Raw genomic sequence first — 24,145 nt, 5'->3', positions numbered from 1 at the left:
ATATCTACAATACCGAGTATAATACTTGGTATAAAGAAAAAAGGAGTCGGTACCTTTGTCAATAGATGATTATCTGGATTTGCTGAATTACGCCAAGGCAATTAACGATGAACAGTGGCAGGCTGATCTCCTGGAGCAATTGAATAACTATGAAATGCTTGCCGAAGAAAAGAAACAAGTGGATAGTGTGAGAGCGCTGTGGTCGCGGTTCGACGATATTAACTTATTGCTGATGCAATTATTCGATAAGCTGAGAGAGCAAGAGGATACAACGGATAGCGGTCTGTGGAGAGAACAAATGTGGGAGCTGAAGATGGAGCGGATTCACGTGGCTAAGCAGCTTCAAGCGCGGTATATCAAGATTAGATAGAGGATAGAGAAGAAATAATCGGAGATATGATTAGGAAGATATAGGGGTAATATAGTTTAACTAAAAAATGGCATGCAGTTAGTCTGCTCAGCCATGACATGCACAATAAAGGTGAATTTCGCAGATTCACTCTCAAGGGCTTGCCGTTGTAAACCTGGACTTACTTGGACATTTCCATTCCATTACGCATCATGGTCATACACATGGTCATCATTTCGTCGCACTGCTGCATTTGAGTCATCATCTTGTCCATATCCATGTTCATCATGCCCATTTGGGTCATGGTTTCCATGCACATTTTCATGTTCTTCATCTTCGACATCAAGTCTTCCATACACATGTTCATCATCATTTCCATACATTTCTGTTCCATCATTAGCTCCACCTTTCAATTTATAATAGTTTACACCTAATAAACTACTATATTTTATTGGCAAGATCAACCTTTTAATGGATATACACCAGATATCAGTCCTACCGCGTGCGGGAGGGCTTTTTCTGTGCGTCAAAAAATCATTTTTTGACTGGTTCTGTTTAAACGCGGGACTGACGGGTTATAAATCTAAAAATCCGTTTATTTTGCGAAAGGATGGGGTATAGGTGAGAAAAAGGCGAATGTCCGGACCTGTGATCCGGCGGTTATGGACGGCTGTCATCTGGCTGGGAGTAGCCGTAGCGCTGAGTGTATCAGCGGGCCAAGCGCAAGCTTCGCCAGCTGCGGGCAAAACGATAGAGGTCAATCTGGATGACAAACCATTGACTTTTGAGAAAGCTCCCTTGCTGGATAAAGGGACAACACTGGTTCCGTTCCGTCCGCTGTTCGAGGCGATGGGTCTCACAGTAGGCTGGAATCCCGCGCAGCAGACAGTAACCGGTACGAAGGAAGGCCTGACCATAGTAATGAAGATAGGCAGTAAGACGGCTACCGTCAATGGCACCAGTGTTCAACTACTGCAAGCGCCAACAATTATAGACAGCTACACGATGGTCCCGCTCCGCTTCGTCGGGGAGTCCACTCAGGCACTGGTCGCATGGAACCCGTATAAGCCGCAGATTCTCGTCTATACCGATCCGTATCTGGCCGCCAATGGTCTGACCAAAGCAACGGCGAAGGCGGCGGTTGACAAGCAAATTGCCGAATTCAAAAAAGTATACGATGAGCAGATCGCCAGCCAGCCGCAACCGACCAAGCCGCCGGCACCAGGGACTGTCCCGAATGCACCTGCCGGAGACGGCTCCTACAAGCCAGCCGCTTCGGACCAGGTGAATCTGAGCAATCTGCAGGGAACGTACTACGGCTTCAGCCCGGACTACGACGGGTATGAATGCGGCGGGATGTGCTGGAATATCATCACCTTCCTGCCCGGTAATAAAGTGGTTGTTGATGCTCCAAAGCAAGGCGGACCGGAGACGATCAACTGCTCGCGTGACGGCTGCCAGACTTACACCATACAGAGTGGTAAGCTGAAGCTAAGTAACGGAGATACTTATGATATTGCGGTCAAATCCGGCAAGCTGCATATTGACGATGTTGAGCTTAGCCGGGTCAAAACAGTCAAGAACGGGCTGACCCTAAGCGGTACTTATGTCCACCGTGGCTTCCAGGGGCTGGCTGGGATATCTGCCGGATCAACTTCATGGACACGGACGCTGGTGCTGAACAGCAATGGAACCTTCACCAGCGACAACCTGATGCTGGGTACCGTCCAGGGCGGAGCACCCACAACAGGCGGGGCCGGCGGTTCAGACACCGGTTCCTACAAGATAAGCGGGAATACCATCGTATTCGCTTTTGGTAACGGTAAGGTATCCAGTTCCCTATTCTTCCAGCATGATGACGGCAGCATCCAGGTTGGGGACGAGAATTACAGCAAGCAATAGTCAGGAATGGAATAGCAAGACGCAAACGGTCCCCGGGATTTTACCGGAGGACCGTTTTTTTGTGACAGATAAGCATTTATATGTTTTGGTGTCCCCGCAAAGTACCTGAGTCATCACCTACGCTAAAGCCCCACTTTGTGGGGTTATTTGGCGGATGTAGATGCATAGGACAGCGCCCGGAGTGGATGTATGCGGGTCAACCGGCCTGCCGTATAATTAGAAGATCAGAATTGCTGGAGAGAAATCTTGAGGCAAGATGATACAAATTAGCCCCAGCCTTCGTCTTACTTATAGCTGCAGCGGATAAGGAGGATTACCCTAATGAATATTCCGGAATCAGACCCATACAAATTAATCTTTTATGAGCATTACCCGAGTGTGCGTCGCAAGCTGGCGGCACTTGTGAGGGACGAGAGTGCTGCCGATGATCTGGCGCAGGAGGTTTTTATCAGACTTTACAGAAACCCGCCGGATGATCCCGCAGCGCTGGGGGCGTGGCTGCATAGAGTGCTAACACGGATCGGATATGATTATCTGAACCAGCGGGTGAGAGAGCGGCGTCTGATCAACAAGCAGGAGCTGTTATATGATGCGGGGGCTTCTGCTCCTACAGGGGAAGAATTAGTCCTCAGCAAGCTGGATCAGGAAGATGTGCGGAGCTGGCTGGAGGATCTTCCTCAGCGGGACCGGCAGGCCCTGCTGCTTAAGTATTCGGGCTACAGCTACGCGGAGATCGCCGGGGAGCTGGGAGTGAAGCCGCCGGTAGTCGGAACCCTGTTAAGCCGGGCGACAGCCAAACTGAAACACCATGCGGTGAAATCCATTCCGCAAGAATAATGAGATCCGGGAGGAAAGAAACCATGAATAGAGCAAACGGGCAGATACAGCCACAGAACACAGATGCAGCCTGGGCGAAATTACAGGAGAAGCTGGAAGACGAGCCGGTCAATCCGGTGTGGGCTACATGGGGCAAGCAAGAGACCACTCTAGAGGAACAGACTGCCAAGGCTGATAGATCAGATAGAACAGAACCGGCAGCAGATGAAGTGCTTCCGGCAGCTAAGGCGGAACATCTTGCAGCAGCGGAGTCCGTACAGAAGACAGGGCGGAAGACGAGCCGGCCTATGAGCCGCAGCCGCAAGTGGGCCGCAGCGGCAGCAGGCGTAGCGATTTTCGCAGCTGTTCTGGCCACTCCGGTAGGGAATACGGCCATGGCCGCCCTGCTGAACCAGTTCAAGATGCAGGAGGCAACCGTCGTCGAAGAAAGCGATCTGCGGGATATGTTCTATCAGGCGTCGGAAGACGGGAACTTCAGCCAAACGATGAATTCCTTCGGAGACATCTCATCCGTTAACGGGAGCATCAGCGGTGAAATTCCGGTTGGCAAAATTCAAGGTTTGCTGGGATATGAGCCTTTGAAGGGTGCGAACATTGCTGCTGCAAAGACAGCAGATGTATCACCAAGCCGGGATATTACTCTAACCCTGAAGGTGGATGAAGTGAACAAGGCACTGAAACGCCTGGGCTCGGACAATCTGCTGCCTACGTCTGTAGATGGCAAGCCGATTACGCTTCATATCCCCGAGCAGGTGTATTATGATCTGGGCACCGGTCAGCACTGGGGGTCCTTATCACAGATGAATACACCTGTCGTTACCGTAGATCCTTCTGTGGATCTGGACGAAGCGATTGATGCGGTCGTGAACTTCCCGCTGATTCCAGATAATCTGAGAAGCAGCCTGCAGAAGAGCCGGATCTTGTCCGGTGATCTGCCGATGCCGCTGATTAAGGGCAGTCATGATGAACAGATTACGGTGGCCGGTACGCAGGTCATTCTTACTGAAATGAAGTTCAGTAACAGCAACAGCTACATGGCTGTCTGGGTGCAGAAGGGGCAGGTTCTGCAGCTTAGCGGCGGAGACCTCTATCCTGACCGCGAGCAGTTCCTCCAGAAAGTACAGGAGTTGATCACACAATGAGCAGTATCCCTGCGATTGATGCGAACGCCTTGACCAAAGCTTATCCGAATGGACGCGGCTGCCGGGATGTTACTTTGACTGTGGGGAAAGGGGAAGCCTTCGGCTTCCTCGGCCCCAACGGTGCCGGCAAGAGTACCTTTGTCAAAATGCTGGTCGGACTCATCTCGCCAACAGGCGGTCAGGCTTCCATTCTGGGCCATCCGCTCGGCTCTATCGAAGCCAAAATGAAGATTGGCTATCTGCCGGAGCTGTACCGCTACCAGGATTGGCTGACCGGTGAAGAGGTGGTCAGGCTTCATGCCAAGCTGTGCCGGATTCCGAAATCCGTCATGGATCAGAGAATTCCCCAGCTCCTGCAGGAGGTAGGCATCGGGCTGCGCGGAAGGGACCGGGTCAAGCATTATTCCAAGGGAATGCAGCAGCGGCTGGGTCTTGCGTGTGCGCTGGTGAATGATCCGGAGATTCTTTTCCTGGATGAACCCTCCTCAGCCCTTGATCCCATCGGGAGAATGGAAGTGCGTAAGATTCTGCAGCGGCTGAAGGAACGGGGAATTACTATTTTTCTCAACTCTCATTTACTTGAGGATGTTGAAGTGCTGTGCGACCGGATGGCTCTGCTGAGTAACGGAGCGGTCCTGCGGCACGGTAAAGTAGCGGAGATGCTGAACAAACGGACAAGCTGGCATTTCAAAGTGGGCGGATACACGCCTTTTTTGCTGTCTTGGCTTAATGAGCATACAGGGCTATCCATCCGGGAATCCGTGCCTGCGGCGGGTAAATCGGGCTATGATCCGGCACAGGAGGAGTCAGATTCAAGCGTCGTGTGGCTGGAGGCGGAGCTGGATCATGAGGAGCAGGCGGGCTGGCTGAACGGGCTGATGGTCCAGCAGGGGATGACGCTGTATCAGGTGATCCGCCAGACGGAGCGGCTGGAGGACTGGTTCATGGATGCGGTAGCCGGGCTAAGTCATAGGGGGGAGAAGGAATGAGAACCATAGTTGCAATGACCTGGAAGGAAATGCTGCGTAAAAAAGTGATGCTGCTAACCCTCCTGCTTACCCTGGTGTTCCTGATTGCCTTCTGGTTTGTGGCCGATACCGTAGGAACGAACGATCAAGGGACCGGAACGCTGGGAAATGGCAGCGGGTTGTTCATGCAGTACATGAACGGCGCTTTTATTCTGAGTCTGGGCTTCTTCTTCGGCGCGTTCGTTATTGCCTTTCTGGCGATTTTCAGCTCTTTCTCGGTGATTGCTGGTGAAGCGGAGCAGGGGGTCATGCAGGCTCTGTTACCCCGGCCCCTGCCGCGCTGGAAATGGTATTTTGGCCGCTGGCTAGGCTTCGTTACGCTGGGAACGATCTATGCACTCATTCTGTTCACCGCAATCCTGCTGATTACAAATGCCCACGCAAATGTTCCCAGAGAAGCGGCCGTGCTGGTGAGGTCATTCCTCCTGTTTGCCTCTGTTGTTCCCTTGTTAATCTCCGTATCCATGCTGGGTTCGGGACTATTCTCGGCGCTTGGCAACGGTGTGTTCATGACAATGCTCTACGGGGCGGGATTTCTCGGCGGGATGGTAGATAAGCTTAGCGGGTCGCTGAGACTGGAGGACGACGGACTGAAGGTGCTGAATAATCTGACTGGAATGATCTCGATGATTATGCCGGCAGATACCTTGCAGCGCCGAATGACAGTCGAGCTGTTCAGCTTACAGGATATGAATGGTATGGTATCGATGGATAACGGTGCGCTTAGTCTGATGAATTTCAATTCATTTCCGTCTAATACCTTTGTCGCATACGCTGTAATCTACACTGTGGTTATCTTTGGGCTGGGGCTTTTGCGCTTTCAGCGTAAGGATCTGTAGGAATCGACCATGCTTATTATAAAATCAAACAAAGCAGCGCCCCGAAGGTTCCTGTTCAGGAGCTTCAAGGGCGCTGCTTCGCGTGCCGTGCGGGAATCATTTGGTCACGCCAATCTCGATCCAATCCGTAGACCAGTTACCGATCTCTCCAAGAATGGGAGCCAGTGCCGTACCTTTATCGGTTAACGAATACTCAATTCGTACGGGCATCTCAGGGTATACAGAACGCTGTATGATCCCTTCAGCCTCCATTTCCTTCAATCGGTCAGACAAGACCTTGCCGCTAAGATTGGACAAGCAATGCTCAATTTCCCCGAACCGCCGCGGACCATCCATCAGGACAAACACGATCAGGGCTACCCACCGCTTGCTAAGCACATCTACCGCTTTCTCGAACCGCGGGCACATTTCAAAATCATTCATAAGGATCACCTCAGCATTCATTATATCATAAACTTACAATAAGTAATTATAAATATTTAAATATATATTATAACTTGACGAAGTTATATTACAATGATAAACTAACTTACAAATAGTTACTACGTCAAAAGTTCAATATTAAAAATTAAATTAATACAATCAAAGAAGCGTATGCTATATGCTATCAAACTTTTAGGACGGTGCTCTTATGATCAACCCAGATATCCTATCTATACTACAGAACAAAATCAACCGGATTCCTATGGAAAACTCTACGAATATATTGGTCGGACCTATTACCCTGCCTGTCAATCTGGACGGGGAGACGATCACCTTCAAATGGTACAGCTGGCTGAATGTGACGGACGAAGAGCTTCAGCGCGCTGAAGGCAAGGAGGCTACCGAGCTGCTCATCAGCCGGTTGTCATCGATGAAGCTTGCGGATGGACAGCAGTCCAGTGTCCTGGTCTACGGAGATTTCGAGCATTCGGAGGAGGCACTGATCCGGATGCACAGCATTTGCCATACCGGGGACATCTTTGGCAGCAAGCGCTGCGATTGCGGCTTCCAGCTGCACCAGTCGATGAAGATGATTGCTCAGCATGGTGCCGGGGCACTCTTTTATCTGGCGAATCATGAAGGAAGAGGCATTGGCTTGTTCAGCAAAGCAATGGCATATCTTCTTCAGGAAGAAGGGTATGATACCGTAGAGGCTAATCTGGAGCTTGGGTTCGCCGATGATTCCAGAGATTACACAGATGCGATTAGTGTGCTTCAGCATTTGCGCAGCCATCCGGTGACTCTGATCACCAACAATCCGAAGAAGCTGGAAGCACTCCGGGCTGCCGGAATGAACACAGTGAAGCGGGTGCCGCTATGGGGCGATGTATCGGTCTTCAATGAGAAGTACCTGCGGACCAAGGTGGCCCGTTCCGGACATCTGGAGGCTGTGCCGGGTGCGGAGTTTTTTGAGGGAAGAGTGGCTAAATAAGCAGGGCGGGCGTAGGTGGAAGGAAAGGGACGAGGAAATAGGTAGTACTTTTGTATTCATTCTATTATAATGGGGTACTGAACCCAATTCTTAGCTTAGTGAGGTAACCTATGAATGCTATTCAAGTGCAGGACTTGCGCAAGACCTTCAAAGTCCAAAAAAACCGCGAGGGCCTCAAAGGGGCCTTCGCTGATTTGTTTAAGCGGCAATATACCGAAGTAACGGCAGTGAAGGACATCTCGTTCAGCATTCCCGAAGGTGAGATCTGCGGATATATCGGGGAGAACGGGGCCGGGAAGTCCACAACGATCAAGATGCTAACCGGAATTCTTGTCCCTACCGCCGGCAGTCTGACTGTCGGCGGCTTCGTGCCGTACGAGGAGCGCGAGAAGTTCGTGCAGAATATCGGCGTTGTCTTCGGCCAGCGGAGCCAGCTCTGGTGGGATATCGGCGTGATTGAATCCTTCCAGCTGCTGCGCAAGGTGTACCGGGTGCCAGAGCAGGCGTTCAAAAAACGGCTGGATGAGCTGGTGGAACGCCTGGAGCTTCAGGATCTGCTGAACCGTCCGGTCCGTAAGCTGAGTCTGGGCCAGCGGATGCGCTGCGAGCTGGTGGCGGCACTGCTGCACAATCCGTCCATTCTGTTCCTGGATGAACCGACGATCGGGCTGGATATTGTCGTGAAGTCGGAGATCCGCGAGTTCCTGAAGGATATGAACCGGGAGCATGGCACAACCATCCTGCTGACCACGCATGATCTGCAGGATATCGAAGCGCTCTGTTCGCGGGTCATTATGCTGGATGACGGGCGGATTATCTATGACGGAGGGCTGGATGACCTGAAGCAGCGCTGGGGAACCGGGCGTGAGGTGCAGTTCCAGTTCGGAACGGCCACGAAGCTGCAGCAGCTGATCGGCTGGACGGAAGGCATGCCGGTTACCTGGACCGCAGAGAATGAGCTGGCGGCCAAGGTCTGGATTCCGCTGGAGCTGAATGTATCGGATGTGCTGGGGCGGGTCGTCGGACAGGCCGATATTACAGACATCAAAATCATCGAAACAAACACGGATGACATCGTCCGCAGTATTTATCAGTCAGGCTCGGCAGAGAAGCCGGAGGAGCGGATCGCCGCTCTCAGCGATGAGAAAGAGGTTATCCATGTCTGAGAAGCTGGCAACCGCAGTTCCCTCCTCCGGCGGTTCTCCGGGTGGTTCCGGGGAGAATGGGCGGAGGCTGCTGCTTGGCGCTTATTTTGATTTTATCCGTATCCGGTTCCTGACGATGCTTGCTTACCGGGTGAATTATTATTCGGGGATTCTGATCTACACACTCAATATCGGGGTGAACTATTTCACCTGGAGAGCGATCTATGGCGATGGTGAGTCGCTCGGCGGCTTTACCGGGGCGCAGATGACCACGTATGTGGCGGTGTCCTGGATGGCGCGGGCTTTCTACTTCAACAATCTGGACCGGGAGATCTCCACCGACATCCGTGACGGGAGCATCGCAATCCAGTTCATCCGTCCTTATAATTATGTGCTGGTCAAAATGATGCAGGGCCTCGGCGAAGGCCTGTTCCGCTTCATGATGCTGATGATCCCGGGCATGGTGATTGCCATTCTGCTGTTTCCGGTGCAGCTCCCTACGGAGCCTTCGGCTTGGGCCGGGTTCCTGGTCATGCTGTTCTTCAGCTTCCTGATCAGCTCGCAGATTAATATTATCACAGGCCTGTCTGCCTTCTTCGTGGAGAACAATGAGGGGATGATGCGCATGAAGCGTGTGGTCGTGGATCTGTTCTCGGGGCTGATTGTGCCGATTACCTTATTCCCGGACTGGTTATCCTCCGTGCTTAAGGTACTTCCCTTCCAAGCGATTACCTATCTGCCGGGTTCTGTATTTACAGGCCGCGTGCAGGGGGTAGGAATCTGGAATGTGCTGGGTATCCAGGTCATCTGGTTCCTGATTCTGCTCATTCCGATTGTCTGGCTAAATCACGCAGCGCGCCAGCGGCTGTTCGTGCAGGGGGGTTAAGCTGAGCTATGTACTACCTGGGCTTATTGATTGAATATCTGAAGAATTATATGAAAACACGGTTAACCTACCGCGCGGATTTCTGGGTGGAGGTTATCTCCGACCTGCTGTTCCAGGCAACGAACTTCATCTTCATCCTGGTCATCTTCATGCACACCGACAGCCTGGGCGGCTGGAATCAGAACGAAGTGGTGTTCGTCTACGGCTTCTTCATGGTGCCGTTCGGCGTATTCAGCTGCTTCGTCAATATGTGGGGCTTCAGTGAACGGTATATTGTCAAAGGCGAAATGGACCGCATCCTGACCCGTCCGGCGCATAACCTGTTCCAGATCTTTCTGGAGAATGTGGACCCGCCGTCCCTGTTCGGCTCCTTCATCGGACTTATTGTCATGGCGATCAGCGGCAGCAATCTGGGCTTGCCGTTTGAATGGTGGACCCTGCCGATGCTGATCCTTCTGACCCTCAGCGCCGTAGCCATTTATACGGGGATCTATACGACATTGACATCGCTGTCGTTCTATTCGGATGCTCCGACAGGCATTCTGCCGCTGATGTATAACATCCAGACGTACGGACGTTATCCGGTAACGATCTACAACCGGGCCATTCAGGTACTGCTTACCTGGATTATCCCGTTTGCTTTTGTCGGGATATATCCGGCAGCCTTATTCCTGCACCGCGATGAGATGCGGACGATGGCGCTGCTGACCCCGCTGGTCGGCGTGGTCTTCCTCAGCATCGGCCTGATGGCCTGGAGCTTCGGCGTCAAGCGGTACAAGGGCGCCGGTTCTTAAGACGCTTGAATGAAATAGTTATACAGTGAGGGTTGTCCCGCAGCGTGAGTATTGGCTGCAGGGGCAGCCCTCTTTGTCAATAAAATAACAGCAACCGCTATCCGCAGGATGTTCGCTTTCAAGTGAAACGTACTATCCATATGCTCGGAAAATGCTACTTATCTAAAAGTTGAAAGCGCATAATAAGAGAAGAGAGGTACAGCATTCTAATGGGGAAAGAAGGATGGGGCAGGATGGAGAAATATATAGTTGGCATTGATCTGGGCGGAACCAATATTAAGGCAGGTCTGTTCGATGAGGATTTCACGGCGGTAGAGGAAATTTCACTACCCACAGAAGCGCAGGAGGGGCCCGCACATGTGCTGGAGCGGATCAGGCTTGCTGTTGCGCAGCTATGTGCAGGAAGCGGGATTTACGAGTCACAGATTGCCTGTATGGGCATGGGAATCCCCGGCCTGCTCGACCCGGAGGAGGGACTGTCGGTCTTCTCACCGAATTTTCCCGGCTGGGAGCAGGTCCATGTGGTCAATGAAATGAAGCCTTACTACGGCTTCGAGGTCTACATAGATAATGATGTGCGGGTTAATCTTTACGGGGAATGGCACCATGGTGCCGGACAAGGATACAAGCATCTGATTCTGCTCACACTCGGCACCGGTCTCGGCTCCGGGATGGTTCATGACGGCAATGTGCTGTATGGGACAACCTTCAGCGCTGGTGAAATCGGACATATGAATATGTACCGGCAGGGACGTCCCTGCCGGTGCGGAAGCTCTGGGTGCCTGGGGCGGTATGTGTCTGCGGTGGGGATGGTGAATACCTTCAAGGAGAAGCTGGAGGCAGGAAGGGTCAGCCTGATTCAGACCTGGACCGGGCAGACCCGCAAGCAGATCACGGCGCAGATGATCTCGGAGGCTTATGATCTCGGAGACCCCTTGGCCATTGAGGTCATGCATGAGACGGGGGAGCTGCTGGGATTCGGGCTGGCGAATGTGATTAATCTGCTGAACCCGGAGCTGGTTATTATCGGGGGCGGCATGTCCGCAGCAGGAGACCGTCTCCTGAATAGTGTCCGCGATACTGTAAATGCCCATGCGCTGAAGCTGTCCGCAAGCCGGTGCCGGATTGTTCAGGCTGAACTGGGCAGCCGTGCAGGTACGCTGGGTGCTGCTGTATATGCTTATCAGAAACAGAAGCATACGCAACCAGCTCATTCTAATTGAGCGGAAATTCGCGTGCTACTGGCGCACCCGCCTGATGCAAAACTATTGATTTCCAATAATTCACCATATGTCCATATAAAAGCTCAAAATCGACATGAATCGTCAAATTAACCCAATGATTACAGTGACTTGCAGGCGATATACTGATAACAACGCAGGTTACTGGAATATATATCCTTCCCTTCTATAGAAGCAGCATGGATGATCCGGTTCTTCAACAACTGCGAATTATAATCACGGGCAAATTGAATGAACCGTTAGCAGGTTGCTGAAGGTATTCATGCGTTCGATAAGGAGCCGTTCATGTTATGAATCTCGTCATTGGGGGAAATGGCGGTCTGGGCCATTCCATCACACAAGAATTACTGTCACGGGGAAGACTGGTGAAGGCTACCTACCACCGTTCCAGTCAGGCTTTACGCAGGCTGAAGGGCCCGCTGTTGACCCTGGCGGCAGTAGATGTAAGGAATGAGAAGGTGCTTGCTGAAGCGCTGAATGGGGTGACAACCGTCTATTTCTGTCTTAATGTACCGTATCAGGATTGGTACTCTGTCATGCCAGAGGCACTGGAGCGGGTAACCCGCCAGCTTAAGACTGGCCAGACCCTGGTATTTCCGGGCAATATCTACGGTTACGGCAAGCTCCAATATCTTCCGGCGGATGAACGCCATCCGAAGGAGGCACGAACCCGCAAGGGGAAGCTGCGGAATCAACTGGAGGAGCTGATTAAGACGGAGGCTGAACGGCGGGGCTTCCGTTACGTGATTCCGCGATATCCGAATTGTTACGGTCCGAATGTCACGAACCGATTATTCGGACCGATCTTCAGCGGAGCCCTCCAAGCCAGAACGATTAAGTGGCCGGTGAAGCTGGACGTTCCGCATGATCTGGTCTATATCCGCGATGCGGCCAGAGCGGCCGTGCTGCTGGCGGAGAGCGGTGAGCAGGGGGAGTGGCATGTGTCCGGCTCCGGAGCGATTGAGGGACGGCAATTTCTGATGAATATCCACCATGCGGCTGGCAGTCCGGGAAAGTGCTGTGCAGTGCCTGGCTGGGCAGTCGGATTAGCCGGTGTGTTCAATAAGGAAATAAGCGAATTCCATGAGCTTCTATACGAATTCGAGTATCCGCTTCTGCTGAATGATCATAAATTCATGATGCGGTTCCCCGAATACAATCCGACATCGTATAAAAAGGCTATTAGGGAAACCATAGAATGGTTCCGTGAAGAGCTGGGTTAGCGGAGTAAGCCAAGGGAAATGAGCAGCAGTGCTTTTCACTGACAAGCTTGCAGAATTGTACGCCGTCCCGGGTAGCATGATATGCTATAGGCAGTAATACACGGGAGGTAATATGATGACACGTGATATACAACATATGCCTTATGGCTATGAACCGCCAGCCAGTGAACGCAAGGGAACGCTGATCTTCTATGATTCGTTCGAGCATATATCGGATATGGAGCTGCTCAAGGCGGCGGAGACGGCAGTGGAGCGCAAGTTCACGAAGCTGGTGCTCTACCCGCTGCATGAAGAAACCGTCCGGCGGATGACGAAGGAGCCGGTGAAGGCCTGGTATAAGCGGGATGACCGGCTGCATGCGTGGAAAAAAGAGCAGGGACAGTCCTTCATCACCGTAGAGAGTCTCGAAGGTAAGCGAAAGAAGTACACTCCGCTGGATTCGGCGCTGCGTCATATCAGCGACATTTACCCCGCGCCGTATTTTCTCTATCTGACTCCAGATATGGCGAATCTGTTCGCCTCCTTCTCCTCCTTCGAGGAGTGGATTGTCAAGCTGCGTCTGCTGCTCTCCGAAGCGCCGGCTGAGGTCCATCCGCGACTGGAGAAGTTCCGTCACCGCTGGGATGTGGCAGGCAGGGAACGCTGAACGGGTACACCTTAGTCCGCCTCATTCCGGCAGGCGCAGGCCAGCCAAGCCTTGACAGTAGTGTTCTACTGCTGCAAGGACTGGCTGGCCTGTTCTGTGACAAGGGGTAGAGGGATGCAGCAGGAAGGGAATCCCGGATTATTTGTGAAGCCCGGCTTGCTTGCGTCTGTAAGTGTACATTCTCCACTGATAATGAATGAAGCAGCCGATGCAGAAGCCGAGTATGGCAACCGTTGCTGCGATTCCGACCATCATGGTGAAGATATATCCGGCGATCGTCCATCCGGCCAGAAAGCTGACCAGTCCGCCTGCCAGACAGAAGACGGCAATCTTCTGGTTGAATTGCTGCTGCTCCGGGTCTTCAAGCACATAGGCGGAGCGCGGCTTCGTCAGCAGCGGGCTGCATAGCCTGATGACGGGATTATATCCGAAGATTAGTCCTGATAATCCGGCCGCAAGCGGGAGAGCGAGAATCCAGTGGAGACCTGTGAGCAAGGCCAGTAATACAGAGATGACAATGAAGGCCTGATTGAGCTTCACTAGCGGGCGGGGAATTCCCTGCATTGCAGGCTTTTGACTCATTGTAATCACACCTTTCACATTGGAATAATTACTTTTAATTCGATTATAGCGGCAGAACAGATGCGTGGCAATCCTTAAGTCTTATGACCCAATAGTGAATATTAAAATTTAAAATTATTATCCATTGACAGGAGGCGTTTTTTTGTGGTTTTATTATGTAGACCAATTGTTATAATGGTTGGATCGTCAAGATAAGGAAGTGTAGAGCTTGTCGAACAAGCCTAATGCACGCGAAGCCATTGTGGATACGGCTTCCAGGTTGTTTTTTACACAGGGGTACCATGCTACCGGACTGAATCAGATCATTAAAGACAGCGAATCGCCCAAGGGTTCCTTGTATTATTATTTTCCCCACGGCAAAGAGGAGCTGGCCTTGACCTGCATTAACCGGACTAGTGAAGAGGTAGCCCGTTTATTGCGCCATTATATGGAGAGTGAAGCGGTGCCGGCTCAGGCTGTGCAGAATTTCATCATGTCTATGGCAAATGAGGCGGAGAAATCCTCTTTTGAAGGACTGGTTCCGTTCAGCTTCTGGGTAGCCGTGGAGACCTCCTGTGTCAGCCATGAGCTGCGCACTGCTTGCCAGTGTGTCTTCAGGGATTGGCAGGATATTATTGCGAAGCGTCTGATCCGGGAGGGGGTACAGGAGGAATCGGCAGAGTGCAAAGCTTCGGTGGTGGTCTCCTTGTTCGAGGGGGCGCTGCTGCAGGCGTTGACCTGCAGAAATATTCAACCGCTGGAAGCAGCAGCAGAGTGCATTCCGGCAATACTGGCTTAACCGTAATACGCAAGACCATAGAGAGATATACACAGATACCAGGAGGATACGAGAGTGAATGCAACTATGACTGACAAGGGTTCAAGTAAGCCCCGGCAATTCAAGACTTTACCCATTCTGATCTCCCTGCTGATTGCCGGCTTCATCGGCATGTTCAGTGAGACCGCCCTAAATGTAGCTTTAAGTGATCTTATGAATGTCCTGCAAATTACACCATCGACGGCACAGTGGCTGACTACCGCCTATCTGCTGACGCTGGGCATTCTGGTTCCGATCTCAGGGATGCTTCTGCAGTGGTTCACCACAAGACAGTTGTTCGTCGCTGCCCTATGCTTCTCCATTCTGGGCACGTTCCTTGCGGCGATGTCGCCGAATTTCGAGTTTCTGCTCACTGCGAGAGTGGTGCAGGCGATGGGAACCGCGCTGCTTCTGCCGCTGATGTTCAATACGATTCTAATCATCATTCCTGCTGAGAAAAGAGGGGCGGCGATGGGACTTATCGGCTTGGTAATCATGGTAGCTCCGGCGATTGGACCTACGATTGCCGGTCTGCTGATTGAGAGCCTGAGCTGGCACTGGATCTTCTGGCTGTCCCTGCCGTTCCTGGTAATGGCTCTAATTAGCGGAATCCTCTTCATGCAGAACGTCACGGAAGTGACGAAGCCTAAGATTGATGTCCTGTCCATTATTCTGTCCTCCTTCGGCTTCGGCGGTATTGTCTACGGCTTCAGCAGCGCCGGTGAAGCGGAAGGCTGGGGAAGTCCGAAGGTTATTATCGCCATCGTGATCGGTGCGATTGCCCTTATTCTGTTCTGTATCCGCCAGTTGACGATGAAGCAGCCGATGATTGATCTGCGCGCCTTCAAGTTCCCGATGTTCGTGGTAGGGGTACTGATGGTCTTCATCTGTATGATGGTCATTCTCTCCTCGATGCTGATTCTTCCGATGTATCTGCAGCAGGGACAAGGGTATTCAGCCTTCAAGGCAGGACTGCTGCTGCTGCCTGGCGGAATCATCAACGGGCTGATGTCGCCGGTCATGGGACGTCTGTTCGACAAATACGGTCCGAAATGGCTGGTTATCCCCGGACTGGTGCTCGTCGCTGTCTCCTTGTGGTTCTTCTCGGGGATTACAGCTACTTCAACCGTAGTCTTCGTGATCGTGCTTCATAGTGTGCTTATGATCGGAATCTCCATGATTATGATGCCTGCCCAGACGAATGGTATCAATCAGCTTCCGCTGGAATACTACCCGCATGGTACTGCCATTATGAATACACTTCAGCAGGTGGCGGGTGCGATTGGTACAGCACTGGCGGTAAGCATCATGACCTCCGGCTCCAAAAGCTACATGCAGACCGTCACTAACCCGGCTGATCCGCTGAACATCGGCGCTGCCTTCACTCATGGGGTGCAGAATGCCTTCATCTTCGGGATGGTCATGGCTATTATAGGTCTGGTGATTGCGTTCTTCCTTAAGCGTGTCATCGTTTCGCACAAGACTCAGGCTTCTATGCATTAATTAATCTGCTATTGACTAAGAACCTCTCCTTGCTAAAATGGGCAGCCATTTGGCGGGAGAGGTTTATTTGTGTTTGCTAATGTATGGAGGCGGATGTGAGGCGGCTGGACTTCGTTTGGTTAATACTGTATATTAAGCATAGATTAACGATGTATAGGTGAAACAAACAGGAGGAAATGCCGATGAAGGTCAGCAAAGAAATGCTGAAGGGGAGCACGGGGACGATGATCCTCACTCTGCTGCTGGACAGGCCGCTGTATGGGTACGAGCTGATTAAAGAGCTGGAGCAGCGCTCGCAGGGAGTTTTTGCCCTGAAGGAGGGTACGCTCTACCCGATTCTCCATGCGATGGAGAGCGAACGCTGGGTGGAAGCGTATTGGATGGAGGTAGACGGACGCAGACGCAAGTATTACCGGCTATTGGATGAAGGCAAGCACAAGCTTCAGGAGAAGAAGGCGGAATGGGCGCTGTTCAAGGGTGCCATGGATACCGTTCTGGGGGAGGGCAGCGGCTGATGGAGCAGAGTAAGAAGGAACTGGAGCGTTATCTGGATACAGTATGCGCAGAGGTTAGAGCCAAAGGGATGCACAGTGAAATCCGGGACGAGCTTAGCGGACACTTCACAGACCTGGTGTCGGAGCGGCTGGAGCTTGGTGCTTCCGAAGAAGAGGCGCAGCAGTATGCAATTGCACAATTGGGTGATCCGCAGGCCATCGGCCGGGATCTGCACCAGATTCATAAACCCAGGATTCCTTGGTCGCTGTTGGCGGGTGTTATTCTGTTGTCGGCGGTAAGTCTGCTGGGGATGGCGGCTGTGGAAGCGGGGTTTGGGGACTCCCCGATTCCTGATGCTCTTATGCTGCGCCAATCTGTGTATATCGTTCTTGGGATCGCGGTAATGGCTATCATGTATTTCGTCAATTTCAAACAAATACAGCGTGCCTCGGGATTTATCTATGGAGTAGCATTATTATCAATCTTTTTCAGCTTGATGCTAGGCATGAAAATGATTAATGGTGAAAACCGTTATATTGAAACTTTGGGAATCCCCTTCGATGTGATCGGATACAGTCCTTATGTGTTTGTAGTTGCTCTGGCAGGGATTTGGAACAGACAAGGCTTCATGAAATCATGGGGCGGACGAACAAGAGACTTAACGGAATTATCGTTATTGCTGCTGCCAGCCGCGATGTATGCGGTTATCCCCGCTTTTCCTGAACTAATTGTATATCTGACCGTATCCTTGATGCTCTATATCTGGATGACAGGCCGCTGGATTAGAGGTGCGGTGATTGCTGTAACCAGTCTAATGGGCGGGGCATTCTATGTGTGGAACCACCTGATCTCCGGGAGCGGTTCATCGCGGCCGTTCAAGCGGATCATAGGGATACCGGAGCAGGCTACTTGAATAGTGTAATTCACAACACGCTAACCTCCGCAGGCTGGAGAGGACAGGGAATGGGCTATAGAGGAGCGGAAGAACGCTTGTTGTTTCCTTATACGGACCTTTTTCCTGTGTACCTGATCCAAAGCTTCGGCTGGGCCGGAGGCCTGCTGCTGCTTGCACTGACCTGCTGGTTAGTACTCAAAATGTTCTCCTACGCCCGCGCGGTAAGCGATACCTACGGCAGGATGCTGATCCTTGCGTTGACGCTGATGCTCTCAATCCGCTTGCTGTATGGCTTATCTATACTCAGCGGCAGAATGCCGCTTGTGTCTATACCGTTCCCGTTCCTGAGCTACGGACAGCATGTGTTCATTGAATTCGCGGCTCTCGGGCTGCTGATGGGGGTCTACAGGCGCAAAGATATGCTCCCAGCGGGTCAAGCTCCATCCTCGCTATAGACGCTCCCTGGGGTTGCACCGTATACTGGAAGGGTAAATATGGGATGAGGCAGGTGAGGAGTAGACATTGTGAATAAGCTGCGATATAGAGGCACAAGACTGGGATTACTGTTAGGCGCAATGATTGTAAGCGGGGCTGCACTTCTAGGCGTCATGACAACGGCAGCAGCGGCACCCGTGACTCCTGAGACACCGTTTACACCAAGTACAGTTGTGAAGAAAAACAATCTCCCCGGCGGTTTTGTCTATCTGGATGAGGTTATTCCATCGGCGCAATATGAGATCCGTTACTATAGCGAGAATAATTTTACCGGCACTAGGGTGGACGGATATAAGGCACCGCTGGCGATCTTCTCGCGGACTGCCGCTGCTGCGCTGAAGAAGGTTAGTGAAGATCTGGAACAGAAGGGCTATATCCTGAGAATCTATGACGCTTACCGTCCGCAGCAAGCCGTTAATCACTTCGTGCGCTGGTCACAAGATGCCGGTGATCTGAAGATGAAGGCGCAGTATTATCCGAAGCTGGACAAGCGGAATCTGTTCAAGCTGGGCTTCATCGCCAAGAAATCGGGGCATTCCCGGGGCAGCACGATCGACCTGACCCTGGCTCAGAAGAGTACAGGTAAGCTGGTGGATATGGGCAGTCCTTATGATTTTTTCGGCGAAATCTCTTACTATAATACGACACTCATCAGCAGCACCCAACATGCTAACCGGAAGATTCTGAAGGATGCGATGACGAAGCAGGGCTTCAAGCCGTACGCCAAGGAATGGTGGCATTTCACACTGATCAAGGAGCCTTACCCGAAGCAATATTTCAACTTCAAAGTCGAGTAGGGCTGTTCCAAAGCTGTATAGAACGGTTAATGAATAATGCAAGGTTAATCTCTGAAGCATGCGTGCATAATATTCGAATATAGGAAAGGTGGGATCGATTTGTTCAAAAGAATCGCAGCCGTATTCCTTAGTGTAATGTTATTTGCAGCAGGAGCAGGTGTATTGACCAGTGATAACGTGAGTGCCACCGGAAGCTTGAGGATTATCGTGAACGGTCAGGAATTGCAGACAGGTGAAGCACCGGCCTATACCAACGGACCGGATGTCATGATTCCACTGCGTGAGACGGCCCAAGCCCTCAAATATAAGGTCACCTTCAGTGGGGCTACCGGAACGTTCCTGCTGGAACGGTTCCAGGAGAGCGTTCAGTTCAGACTATCCGGAAAGGAGCTTGTGCTGGACGGCAAGAACAAAGTACCTTTTACAGGCGGCTTTGAGTTAAAACAAAAAAGAGCGTACGCGCCGCTATCTTTTTTTGCAGCGATCGGGTTAGTTACCTCTTATAATCCGGAAACAGCTCAGGTTGACGTATACACACCGGAGGTAATGGCAAGTGCCGTAGCAGGTCTGCTGGCAACCGGTAACTATCCGGCGCTGAAGGAGCGGTATTACGCCAAGGATGCAGAACCCGCTGCTCTTCCGGTTCTCCAGCAGAGCTGGGATGGGATTAACTCGCTGGCGGGCAGTTACCACGGAGTGAAATCGACCACCAGCACACAGCAGGATGGAGTAATCACGATTGTGAGCGTATTGTCCTTCACCAAAGCGGAGGCTGTACTGACTCTGGAATTTGGCGCTTCAGGCAAGCTCACCAACCTAACTCTAACGCCGGTCCAGGCAGCCAGTGAAGTATTGGCCAGCCCAGGCCAATCCTAAATTCGCATAAGACATAACTTCACTCCCGAGGGAGAATTCCACGGCTTAAGTATAGCTGTAGGAATTCTCCCTTTAACTTTCTGTTGACAGAATGCCGGAAAGAGAGTAATTTTAAATTCGAATTAAACAATGTTTAAATCGTTGATTAGATCAATGATTAAGATTCTGTGACAGAGGAGGGCGACAAGCTGCATTATGGTTAAATTGGGCAACAAAGCTGATTCTTCAGATAAAGATACGAAGCAACTTATCCTCGATGCCACGGTTGCACTGATCCGTGAGGACGGATTCCACTGCATTACCCTGCGCAGTATCGCGGCGAGAGCTGAGACCAATCTGGCCCTGGTGAACTACCACTATGGCTCCAAGGAGAAGCTGTTCGGCGATGCTGTGAAGCAGCTTATGGCTACCTTTGACGATGCTTTCAAGGTGCTGGAGGATACATCTTTACCGCCAAAAGAGCGCTTGAAGCTGTTCTTCACGCGGTACATTGCCAATCTCAGCCGATATCCCGGTATGGCCCGGCAGATGCTTGACCAACGGCATCATATTATGGGCTCGCATGATGAATATGCGAAATATTCCAAGCTGATGCGGATTGAACGGATTCTGGATGCTCTCGGGGAGATTACCGGCGAACCGGACCGCGATAAGCTCATGATGATGAACATGCAGATCTACGGGGCGATTGTCTTCCCGGTCATTATGGTCAGCAGTTTGCCGAAGGAACGGGAGGATCTCCAGCAGATCTTCAAGCTGGCCCCGCTGGAGGAGCAGATTGACGGATTGTTTGAGCAGTATTTTCACAAGTATAACTAATTATGAATAGAGAAAAGAGTGGACAAGAGAATGTCAAAACCTATGAATCCAAGTAGCACCGCCGCCGCAGAGGCGCCGTTCTCGCTGAGAGCTATACTTCCATCGTTGCTGGCGATTATTGTCGGCATGATCATGGTTATTCTGGACAGCACCGCAGTCAATGTGGCCGTTCCGAATCTGGTGCAATATTTCGATACGGACCTGAAGACTGTTCAATGGGCAATTACCGGCTACACGCTTGCGCTCGCTGCTGTAATTCCGCTGGCAGGCTATATGACCGACCGGTTCGGGTCCAAGCAGGTATTCCTAACGACCATTGCCATGTTCGTGCTTGGCTCTGTGTTATGCTCTGTAGCTCAGACTTCGGGACAGCTTGTCTTGTTCCGCGTCATCCAAGGTCTTGGCGGCGGCATGGTCGCTCCGATCGGGATGGCGATGGTCTTCAGACTCGCTCCGGCAGAGCGCAGAGGCTCGATCATGGGGATGCTCGGTATTCCAATGCTGCTGGCTCCGGCCCTTGGCCCGATCCTCGCAGGCTATCTGGTGGAGTATGTGAGCTGGCACTGGATTTTCCTGATTAACCTGCCTATCGGTATCGTGGGTATTATTCTTGGTCTTAAATACTTGCCGGTGACCGAGAAAAAGGGAAGAGCCCACCTCGATATCCTCGGAATCCTTCTGGCCCCGATCGCATTCTCCATGCTGGCTTATGGCGTTAATCAGGGCGGCGGCGAGAGCTGGACCTCCACCGGAGCGCTTGTCGGATTATCGGTCGGCGGCGTTGCACTGGTGCTGTTTGTCATTGTAGAACTGCTGCAGAAGCACCCGCTGCTGGAGCTGCGCGTCTTCCGTTCCTCGGACTTCACGCGCGGGATTATTCTGTCCTGGGTCACACAGGCCGCTTTGTTCGGCTCCATGCTGTTCGTTCCGCTGTACCTCCAGCAGATCCGCAATTACACGCCGCTGGAGACCGGGCTGATCCTGCTTCCCCAAGCGCTGGCTTCAGGGATAGGGATGCCGCTGGGCGGCCGATTGTTCGACCGGATCGGAGCTCGTCCGCTGGTATTCGTAGGTCTCAGTATTATATCGACTGCCCTGTTCCTGCTCTCAGGAGTTACAGTAGACACCAGTCTTCCTGTTATTATGCTGTCTCTGGTTATGATGGGCCTTGGCATGGGTCTGTCGATGATGCCGGTCAATACCCATGTCCTGAACTCTGCGCCGCGTGAATGGGTGAACCGGGTTACCCCGCTTACCGCCGCTGCCCAGCAGGTTGTGGTGTCGTTCGCTGTTGCCGGCATGACCGGGTACCTGACCAGCCAGATTGCGGTGCATATGGGTAAAATGACGTCCGGAAGCAATCCGCTTGCCGCTGCCGTACAGGGCTTCGGGGATGTCTTCTTCCTCTCGGGCTGCATCGCCGTGGCCGGAGTGGTCCTCAGTCTGATTCTGCGCCGTCCGAAGACAGCAGGCGCTGCACCTTCTCCTGAAGAACAGCAGACGGATGCCGCCATGATGATGGGGCATTAATCGGCCACAATTGTTATAGACACAAGTTGTAGACAAATGTTAAAGACATACAAAAAGCGTCCCTGACTGCCGGTTGGCAGGGGGCGTTTTTTGTTGTTCCCGATGAATGATGCGGGGCGGATGTAGGGGGAAAACTGAATGCATGGGCGGGGGAGCGGCGCGTGAGCCAAATGTAATCGAAAAACCGGTTACAATTGGACCGGGGGTGGTGCGTGAGCCGAATGTAATCGAAAAATCGATTACAATTGGACCGGGAGCGGCGCGTGAGCCGAATGTAATCGAAAAACCGATTACAATTGGACCGGGAGCGGCGCGTGAGCCAAATGTAATCGAAAAACCGATTACAATTGGACCGGGAGCGGCGCGTAGACAGAATGTAATCGAAAAACCGATTACAATTGGATCGGGGGCGCGCGTGAGCCAAATGTAATCGAAAAACCGATTACAATTGGACCGGGAGCGGCGCGTAGACATAATGTAATCGAAAAACCGATTACAATTGGATCGGGAGCGGCGCGTAGACAGAATGTAATCGAAAAACCGATTACAATTGGACTGGGGGCGGCGCGTGAGCCAAATGTAATCGAAAAACCGATTACAATTGGACCGGGAGCGGCGCGTGAGCCGAATGTAATCGAAAAAGCGATTACAATTGGACTGGAGGCGGCGCGTGAGCCAAATGTAATCGAAAAACCGATTACAATTGGACCGGGGGCGGCGCGTGGGCCAAATGTAATCGAAAAACCGATTACAATTGGACTGGGCGGCGCGTGAGCCAAATGTAATCGAAAAACCGATTACATTTGGACTGGGAGCGGCGCGTGAGGGTACGTGAGAGTAGCTTTAGCCAGAAGGGAGGAGCGGATGAGCGTCTAAGGCAATTGTCCCGCATCCACTCGATCTGTCAGAAGAAGCTATAAATGCGCCCGCCGCTTCTTCAGCATCCTTGCCGGAGGAACCATATGCAGCTTGCCCAGCAGCTCGGAGGCCAGAATGCCCAGCAGGACAAGGGCGGCACCGGTGTAGCCTTGGAGCGAAAGCTGTTCGTGTACGAACAAGTAGCCGAAGAAGGCAGCGAATACCGGCTCAAGGGCGAAGATCAGACCGGTGCGGGTCGGTGTAGTGTACTTCTGGGCCACCGGCTGCAGGATGAACCCGCAGGCGCTGCAAAAGATCCCCAGAGCCAGAATCGCGATCCAGCCCGGAAGGGTGGACGGGAGCGAAGGCGTTTCGAAGATAGCCGATAGAATCAGGGCATAGCCCCCGGCGAAGCCGAGCTGCAGAATGCCGATATTCAGCGAATCGCAGGTCTTGACCGCCCGGCCCGTCACTAGAATCTGCACCGCATAGAAAACAGCGGACAGAATGCAGAGGAGATCGCCAGGCCGGATCTGAAGCGAGCCGTTCAGCGTAAGCAGCCCGATGCCGCTGATGGCGAGAACAGCTCCGAAGATCTGCGGGGGTGCGACTTTTTTTCGAAATACCAGAACCTCCAGCATCGGAACGAACACAACAGTCAGAGCAACCAGAAATCCGGCATTAGAGGTGGTGGTCGTCTTCAGCCCGAAGGTGATGCAGGTGAATACGCCAAGCAGCAGGAAGCCGAGCAAGGCTCCGTATTTCAAGGTTCTGGCATCGACACTGCGCAGCCGTCTGCGGAACAGCAGCCCCGCCAGGATGAACGCAAGCCCGAAGCGCAGTGCGATCAGATTGAATTCTCCCATTGTACCCAGTCCCAGCTTCATGAACAGGTAGGAGGAGCCCCAGAATAAGGTTACTACAATGAGCATCAGCTCGGCCTTTAGCGGCTTCATTCTTTCATCATCCTTCTTTATTTCAAGTGAGTATAGTATAATACGCTCGAATACATAAGGTAACTGAATGTTTATCATAAGATACATGAGTAATTCT

27 protein-coding genes are annotated in these 24,145 nt (G+C 52.1%); 23 read left to right on the top strand and 4 right to left on the bottom strand.

Features of this window, described 5'->3' with window-relative positions; genetic code table 11:
• Nucleotides 1-55 precede the first annotated feature (55 nt).
• A complete protein-coding gene (locus MKY96_RS13660) occupies nucleotides 56-370 on the top strand; it encodes a hypothetical protein (protein ID WP_340941060.1) in 315 nt (104 codons plus the stop codon).
• 182 nt (nucleotides 371-552) lie between these two features.
• Here the strand turns inward: MKY96_RS13660 and MKY96_RS13655 are convergent, their stop codons facing one another.
• A complete protein-coding gene (locus MKY96_RS13655; RefSeq protein WP_445671438.1) occupies nucleotides 553-813 on the bottom strand; it encodes a hypothetical protein in 261 nt (86 codons plus the stop codon).
• A 172-nt stretch (nucleotides 814-985) separates the two neighbouring features.
• Between MKY96_RS13655 and MKY96_RS13650 the strand changes: the two genes are divergently transcribed.
• The 5 genes from MKY96_RS13650 (at nucleotide 986) to MKY96_RS13630 (ending at nucleotide 6,097) form a co-directional block, all read left to right on the top strand.
• Nucleotides 986-2,251 carry a stalk domain-containing protein gene (locus MKY96_RS13650; protein WP_340941059.1) on the top strand — a complete coding sequence of 422 codons (1,266 nt, stop codon included), beginning with the start codon at nucleotides 986-988 and terminating at the stop codon, nucleotides 2,249-2,251.
• A 321-nt stretch (nucleotides 2,252-2,572) separates the two neighbouring features.
• On the top strand, nucleotides 2,573-3,088 hold the full coding sequence (locus MKY96_RS13645; protein WP_340941057.1) for a sigma-70 family RNA polymerase sigma factor: 516 nt from the start codon (nucleotides 2,573-2,575) through the stop codon (nucleotides 3,086-3,088).
• A 23-nt stretch (nucleotides 3,089-3,111) separates the two neighbouring features.
• The gene (locus MKY96_RS13640) at nucleotides 3,112-4,230 is read left to right on the top strand and encodes a hypothetical protein (protein WP_340941056.1); all 1,119 of its coding nucleotides are present in this window, start codon (nucleotides 3,112-3,114) and stop codon (nucleotides 4,228-4,230) included.
• On the top strand, nucleotides 4,227-5,219 hold the full coding sequence (locus MKY96_RS13635) for an ABC transporter ATP-binding protein (RefSeq protein WP_340941055.1): 993 nt from the start codon (nucleotides 4,227-4,229) through the stop codon (nucleotides 5,217-5,219). Before MKY96_RS13640 ends, MKY96_RS13635 begins: the two co-directional genes overlap by 4 nt.
• Nucleotides 5,216-6,097, top strand: a complete 882-nt coding sequence (locus MKY96_RS13630) for an ABC transporter permease subunit (protein ID WP_340941053.1) — start codon at nucleotides 5,216-5,218, stop codon at nucleotides 6,095-6,097. Before MKY96_RS13635 ends, MKY96_RS13630 begins: the two co-directional genes overlap by 4 nt.
• A gap of 96 nt (nucleotides 6,098-6,193) precedes the next feature.
• Here MKY96_RS13630 and MKY96_RS13625 read toward each other — a convergent pair whose 3' ends face one another.
• Nucleotides 6,194-6,520, bottom strand: a complete 327-nt coding sequence (locus MKY96_RS13625) for a winged helix-turn-helix transcriptional regulator (protein WP_340941052.1) — start codon at nucleotides 6,518-6,520, stop codon at nucleotides 6,194-6,196.
• Nucleotides 6,521-6,728: 208 nt separating this feature from the next.
• On the opposite strand from MKY96_RS13625, the gene MKY96_RS13620 reads away from it, so the two are divergent.
• From MKY96_RS13620 to MKY96_RS13590, 7 genes are all read left to right on the top strand, one after another.
• On the top strand, nucleotides 6,729-7,511 hold the full coding sequence (locus MKY96_RS13620) for a GTP cyclohydrolase II (protein WP_340941051.1): 783 nt from the start codon (nucleotides 6,729-6,731) through the stop codon (nucleotides 7,509-7,511).
• Nucleotides 7,512-7,621: 110 nt separating this feature from the next.
• A complete protein-coding gene (locus MKY96_RS13615) occupies nucleotides 7,622-8,677 on the top strand; it encodes an ABC transporter ATP-binding protein (protein ID WP_340941050.1) in 1,056 nt (351 codons plus the stop codon).
• A gap of 70 nt (nucleotides 8,678-8,747) precedes the next feature.
• On the top strand, nucleotides 8,748-9,542 hold the full coding sequence (locus MKY96_RS13610) for an ABC transporter permease (protein WP_036730060.1): 795 nt from the start codon (nucleotides 8,748-8,750) through the stop codon (nucleotides 9,540-9,542).
• 8 nt (nucleotides 9,543-9,550) lie between these two features.
• On the top strand, nucleotides 9,551-10,336 hold the full coding sequence (locus MKY96_RS13605) for an ABC transporter permease (protein WP_340941048.1): 786 nt from the start codon (nucleotides 9,551-9,553) through the stop codon (nucleotides 10,334-10,336).
• 233 nt (nucleotides 10,337-10,569) lie between these two features.
• Nucleotides 10,570-11,559, top strand: a complete 990-nt coding sequence (locus MKY96_RS13600) for an ROK family protein (RefSeq protein ID WP_340941046.1) — start codon at nucleotides 10,570-10,572, stop codon at nucleotides 11,557-11,559.
• Nucleotides 11,560-11,867: 308 nt separating this feature from the next.
• Nucleotides 11,868-12,800, top strand: a complete 933-nt coding sequence (locus MKY96_RS13595) for an NAD-dependent epimerase/dehydratase family protein (protein WP_340941045.1) — start codon at nucleotides 11,868-11,870, stop codon at nucleotides 12,798-12,800.
• A gap of 115 nt (nucleotides 12,801-12,915) precedes the next feature.
• Nucleotides 12,916-13,446, top strand: a complete 531-nt coding sequence (locus MKY96_RS13590) for a hypothetical protein (RefSeq protein WP_209870284.1) — start codon at nucleotides 12,916-12,918, stop codon at nucleotides 13,444-13,446.
• 138 nt (nucleotides 13,447-13,584) lie between these two features.
• On the opposite strand, the gene MKY96_RS13585 is transcribed toward MKY96_RS13590, so the two are convergent.
• Nucleotides 13,585-14,028: a DUF4395 domain-containing protein gene (locus tag MKY96_RS13585; protein ID WP_340941042.1), complete on the bottom strand. Its 444-nt coding sequence runs from the start codon at nucleotides 14,026-14,028 to the stop codon at nucleotides 13,585-13,587.
• Between the two features lie 208 nt (nucleotides 14,029-14,236).
• On the opposite strand from MKY96_RS13585, the gene MKY96_RS13580 reads away from it, so the two are divergent.
• The 10 genes from MKY96_RS13580 (at nucleotide 14,237) to MKY96_RS13535 (ending at nucleotide 22,664) form a co-directional block, all read left to right on the top strand.
• Nucleotides 14,237-14,806 (top strand): TetR/AcrR family transcriptional regulator, encoded by a 570-nt coding sequence (locus MKY96_RS13580; protein ID WP_340941041.1) that lies wholly within the window; start codon nucleotides 14,237-14,239, stop codon nucleotides 14,804-14,806.
• A 66-nt stretch (nucleotides 14,807-14,872) separates the two neighbouring features.
• A complete protein-coding gene (locus MKY96_RS13575; RefSeq protein ID WP_340944552.1) occupies nucleotides 14,873-16,327 on the top strand; it encodes a DHA2 family efflux MFS transporter permease subunit in 1,455 nt (484 codons plus the stop codon).
• A gap of 182 nt (nucleotides 16,328-16,509) precedes the next feature.
• Nucleotides 16,510-16,842 (top strand): PadR family transcriptional regulator, encoded by a 333-nt coding sequence (locus tag MKY96_RS13570; protein WP_036694109.1) that lies wholly within the window; start codon nucleotides 16,510-16,512, stop codon nucleotides 16,840-16,842.
• A complete protein-coding gene (locus tag MKY96_RS13565) occupies nucleotides 16,842-17,735 on the top strand; it encodes a permease prefix domain 1-containing protein (RefSeq protein WP_340941040.1) in 894 nt (297 codons plus the stop codon). Before MKY96_RS13570 ends, MKY96_RS13565 begins: the two co-directional genes overlap by 1 nt.
• A complete protein-coding gene (locus MKY96_RS13560) occupies nucleotides 17,732-18,172 on the top strand; it encodes an FtsW/RodA/SpoVE family cell cycle protein (RefSeq protein WP_340941039.1) in 441 nt (146 codons plus the stop codon). Before MKY96_RS13565 ends, MKY96_RS13560 begins: the two co-directional genes overlap by 4 nt.
• A 69-nt stretch (nucleotides 18,173-18,241) precedes the next feature.
• A complete protein-coding gene (locus MKY96_RS13555; RefSeq protein WP_340941037.1) occupies nucleotides 18,242-19,009 on the top strand; it encodes a M15 family metallopeptidase in 768 nt (255 codons plus the stop codon).
• Nucleotides 19,010-19,108: 99 nt separating this feature from the next.
• Nucleotides 19,109-19,885 (top strand): stalk domain-containing protein, encoded by a 777-nt coding sequence (locus tag MKY96_RS13550; RefSeq protein ID WP_340941035.1) that lies wholly within the window; start codon nucleotides 19,109-19,111, stop codon nucleotides 19,883-19,885.
• 204 nt (nucleotides 19,886-20,089) lie between these two features.
• Entirely contained in the window at nucleotides 20,090-20,704 is a 615-nt protein-coding gene (locus MKY96_RS13545) for a TetR/AcrR family transcriptional regulator (RefSeq protein WP_340941034.1), read from the top strand.
• Nucleotides 20,705-20,746: 42 nt separating this feature from the next.
• Nucleotides 20,747-22,234 carry a DHA2 family efflux MFS transporter permease subunit gene (locus MKY96_RS13540; protein WP_340941032.1) on the top strand — a complete coding sequence of 496 codons (1,488 nt, stop codon included), beginning with the start codon at nucleotides 20,747-20,749 and terminating at the stop codon, nucleotides 22,232-22,234.
• 142 nt (nucleotides 22,235-22,376) lie between these two features.
• The gene (locus MKY96_RS13535; RefSeq protein WP_340941031.1) at nucleotides 22,377-22,664 is read left to right on the top strand and encodes a hypothetical protein; all 288 of its coding nucleotides are present in this window, start codon (nucleotides 22,377-22,379) and stop codon (nucleotides 22,662-22,664) included.
• A gap of 484 nt (nucleotides 22,665-23,148) precedes the next feature.
• Here MKY96_RS13535 and MKY96_RS13530 read toward each other — a convergent pair whose 3' ends face one another.
• Nucleotides 23,149-24,048 (bottom strand): DMT family transporter, encoded by a 900-nt coding sequence (locus MKY96_RS13530; protein WP_340941030.1) that lies wholly within the window; start codon nucleotides 24,046-24,048, stop codon nucleotides 23,149-23,151.
• Nucleotides 24,049-24,145 lie beyond the last annotated feature (97 nt).

Origin of the sequence: Paenibacillus sp. FSL R7-0302, from assembly GCF_038006885.1 — a bacterium.
Classification (GTDB): Bacteria; Bacillota; Bacilli; order Paenibacillales; family Paenibacillaceae; genus Paenibacillus_AQ.
The sequence above is the reverse complement of the archived record's forward strand: the minus strand, read 5'-3'. Positions and strand labels throughout refer to the sequence as shown.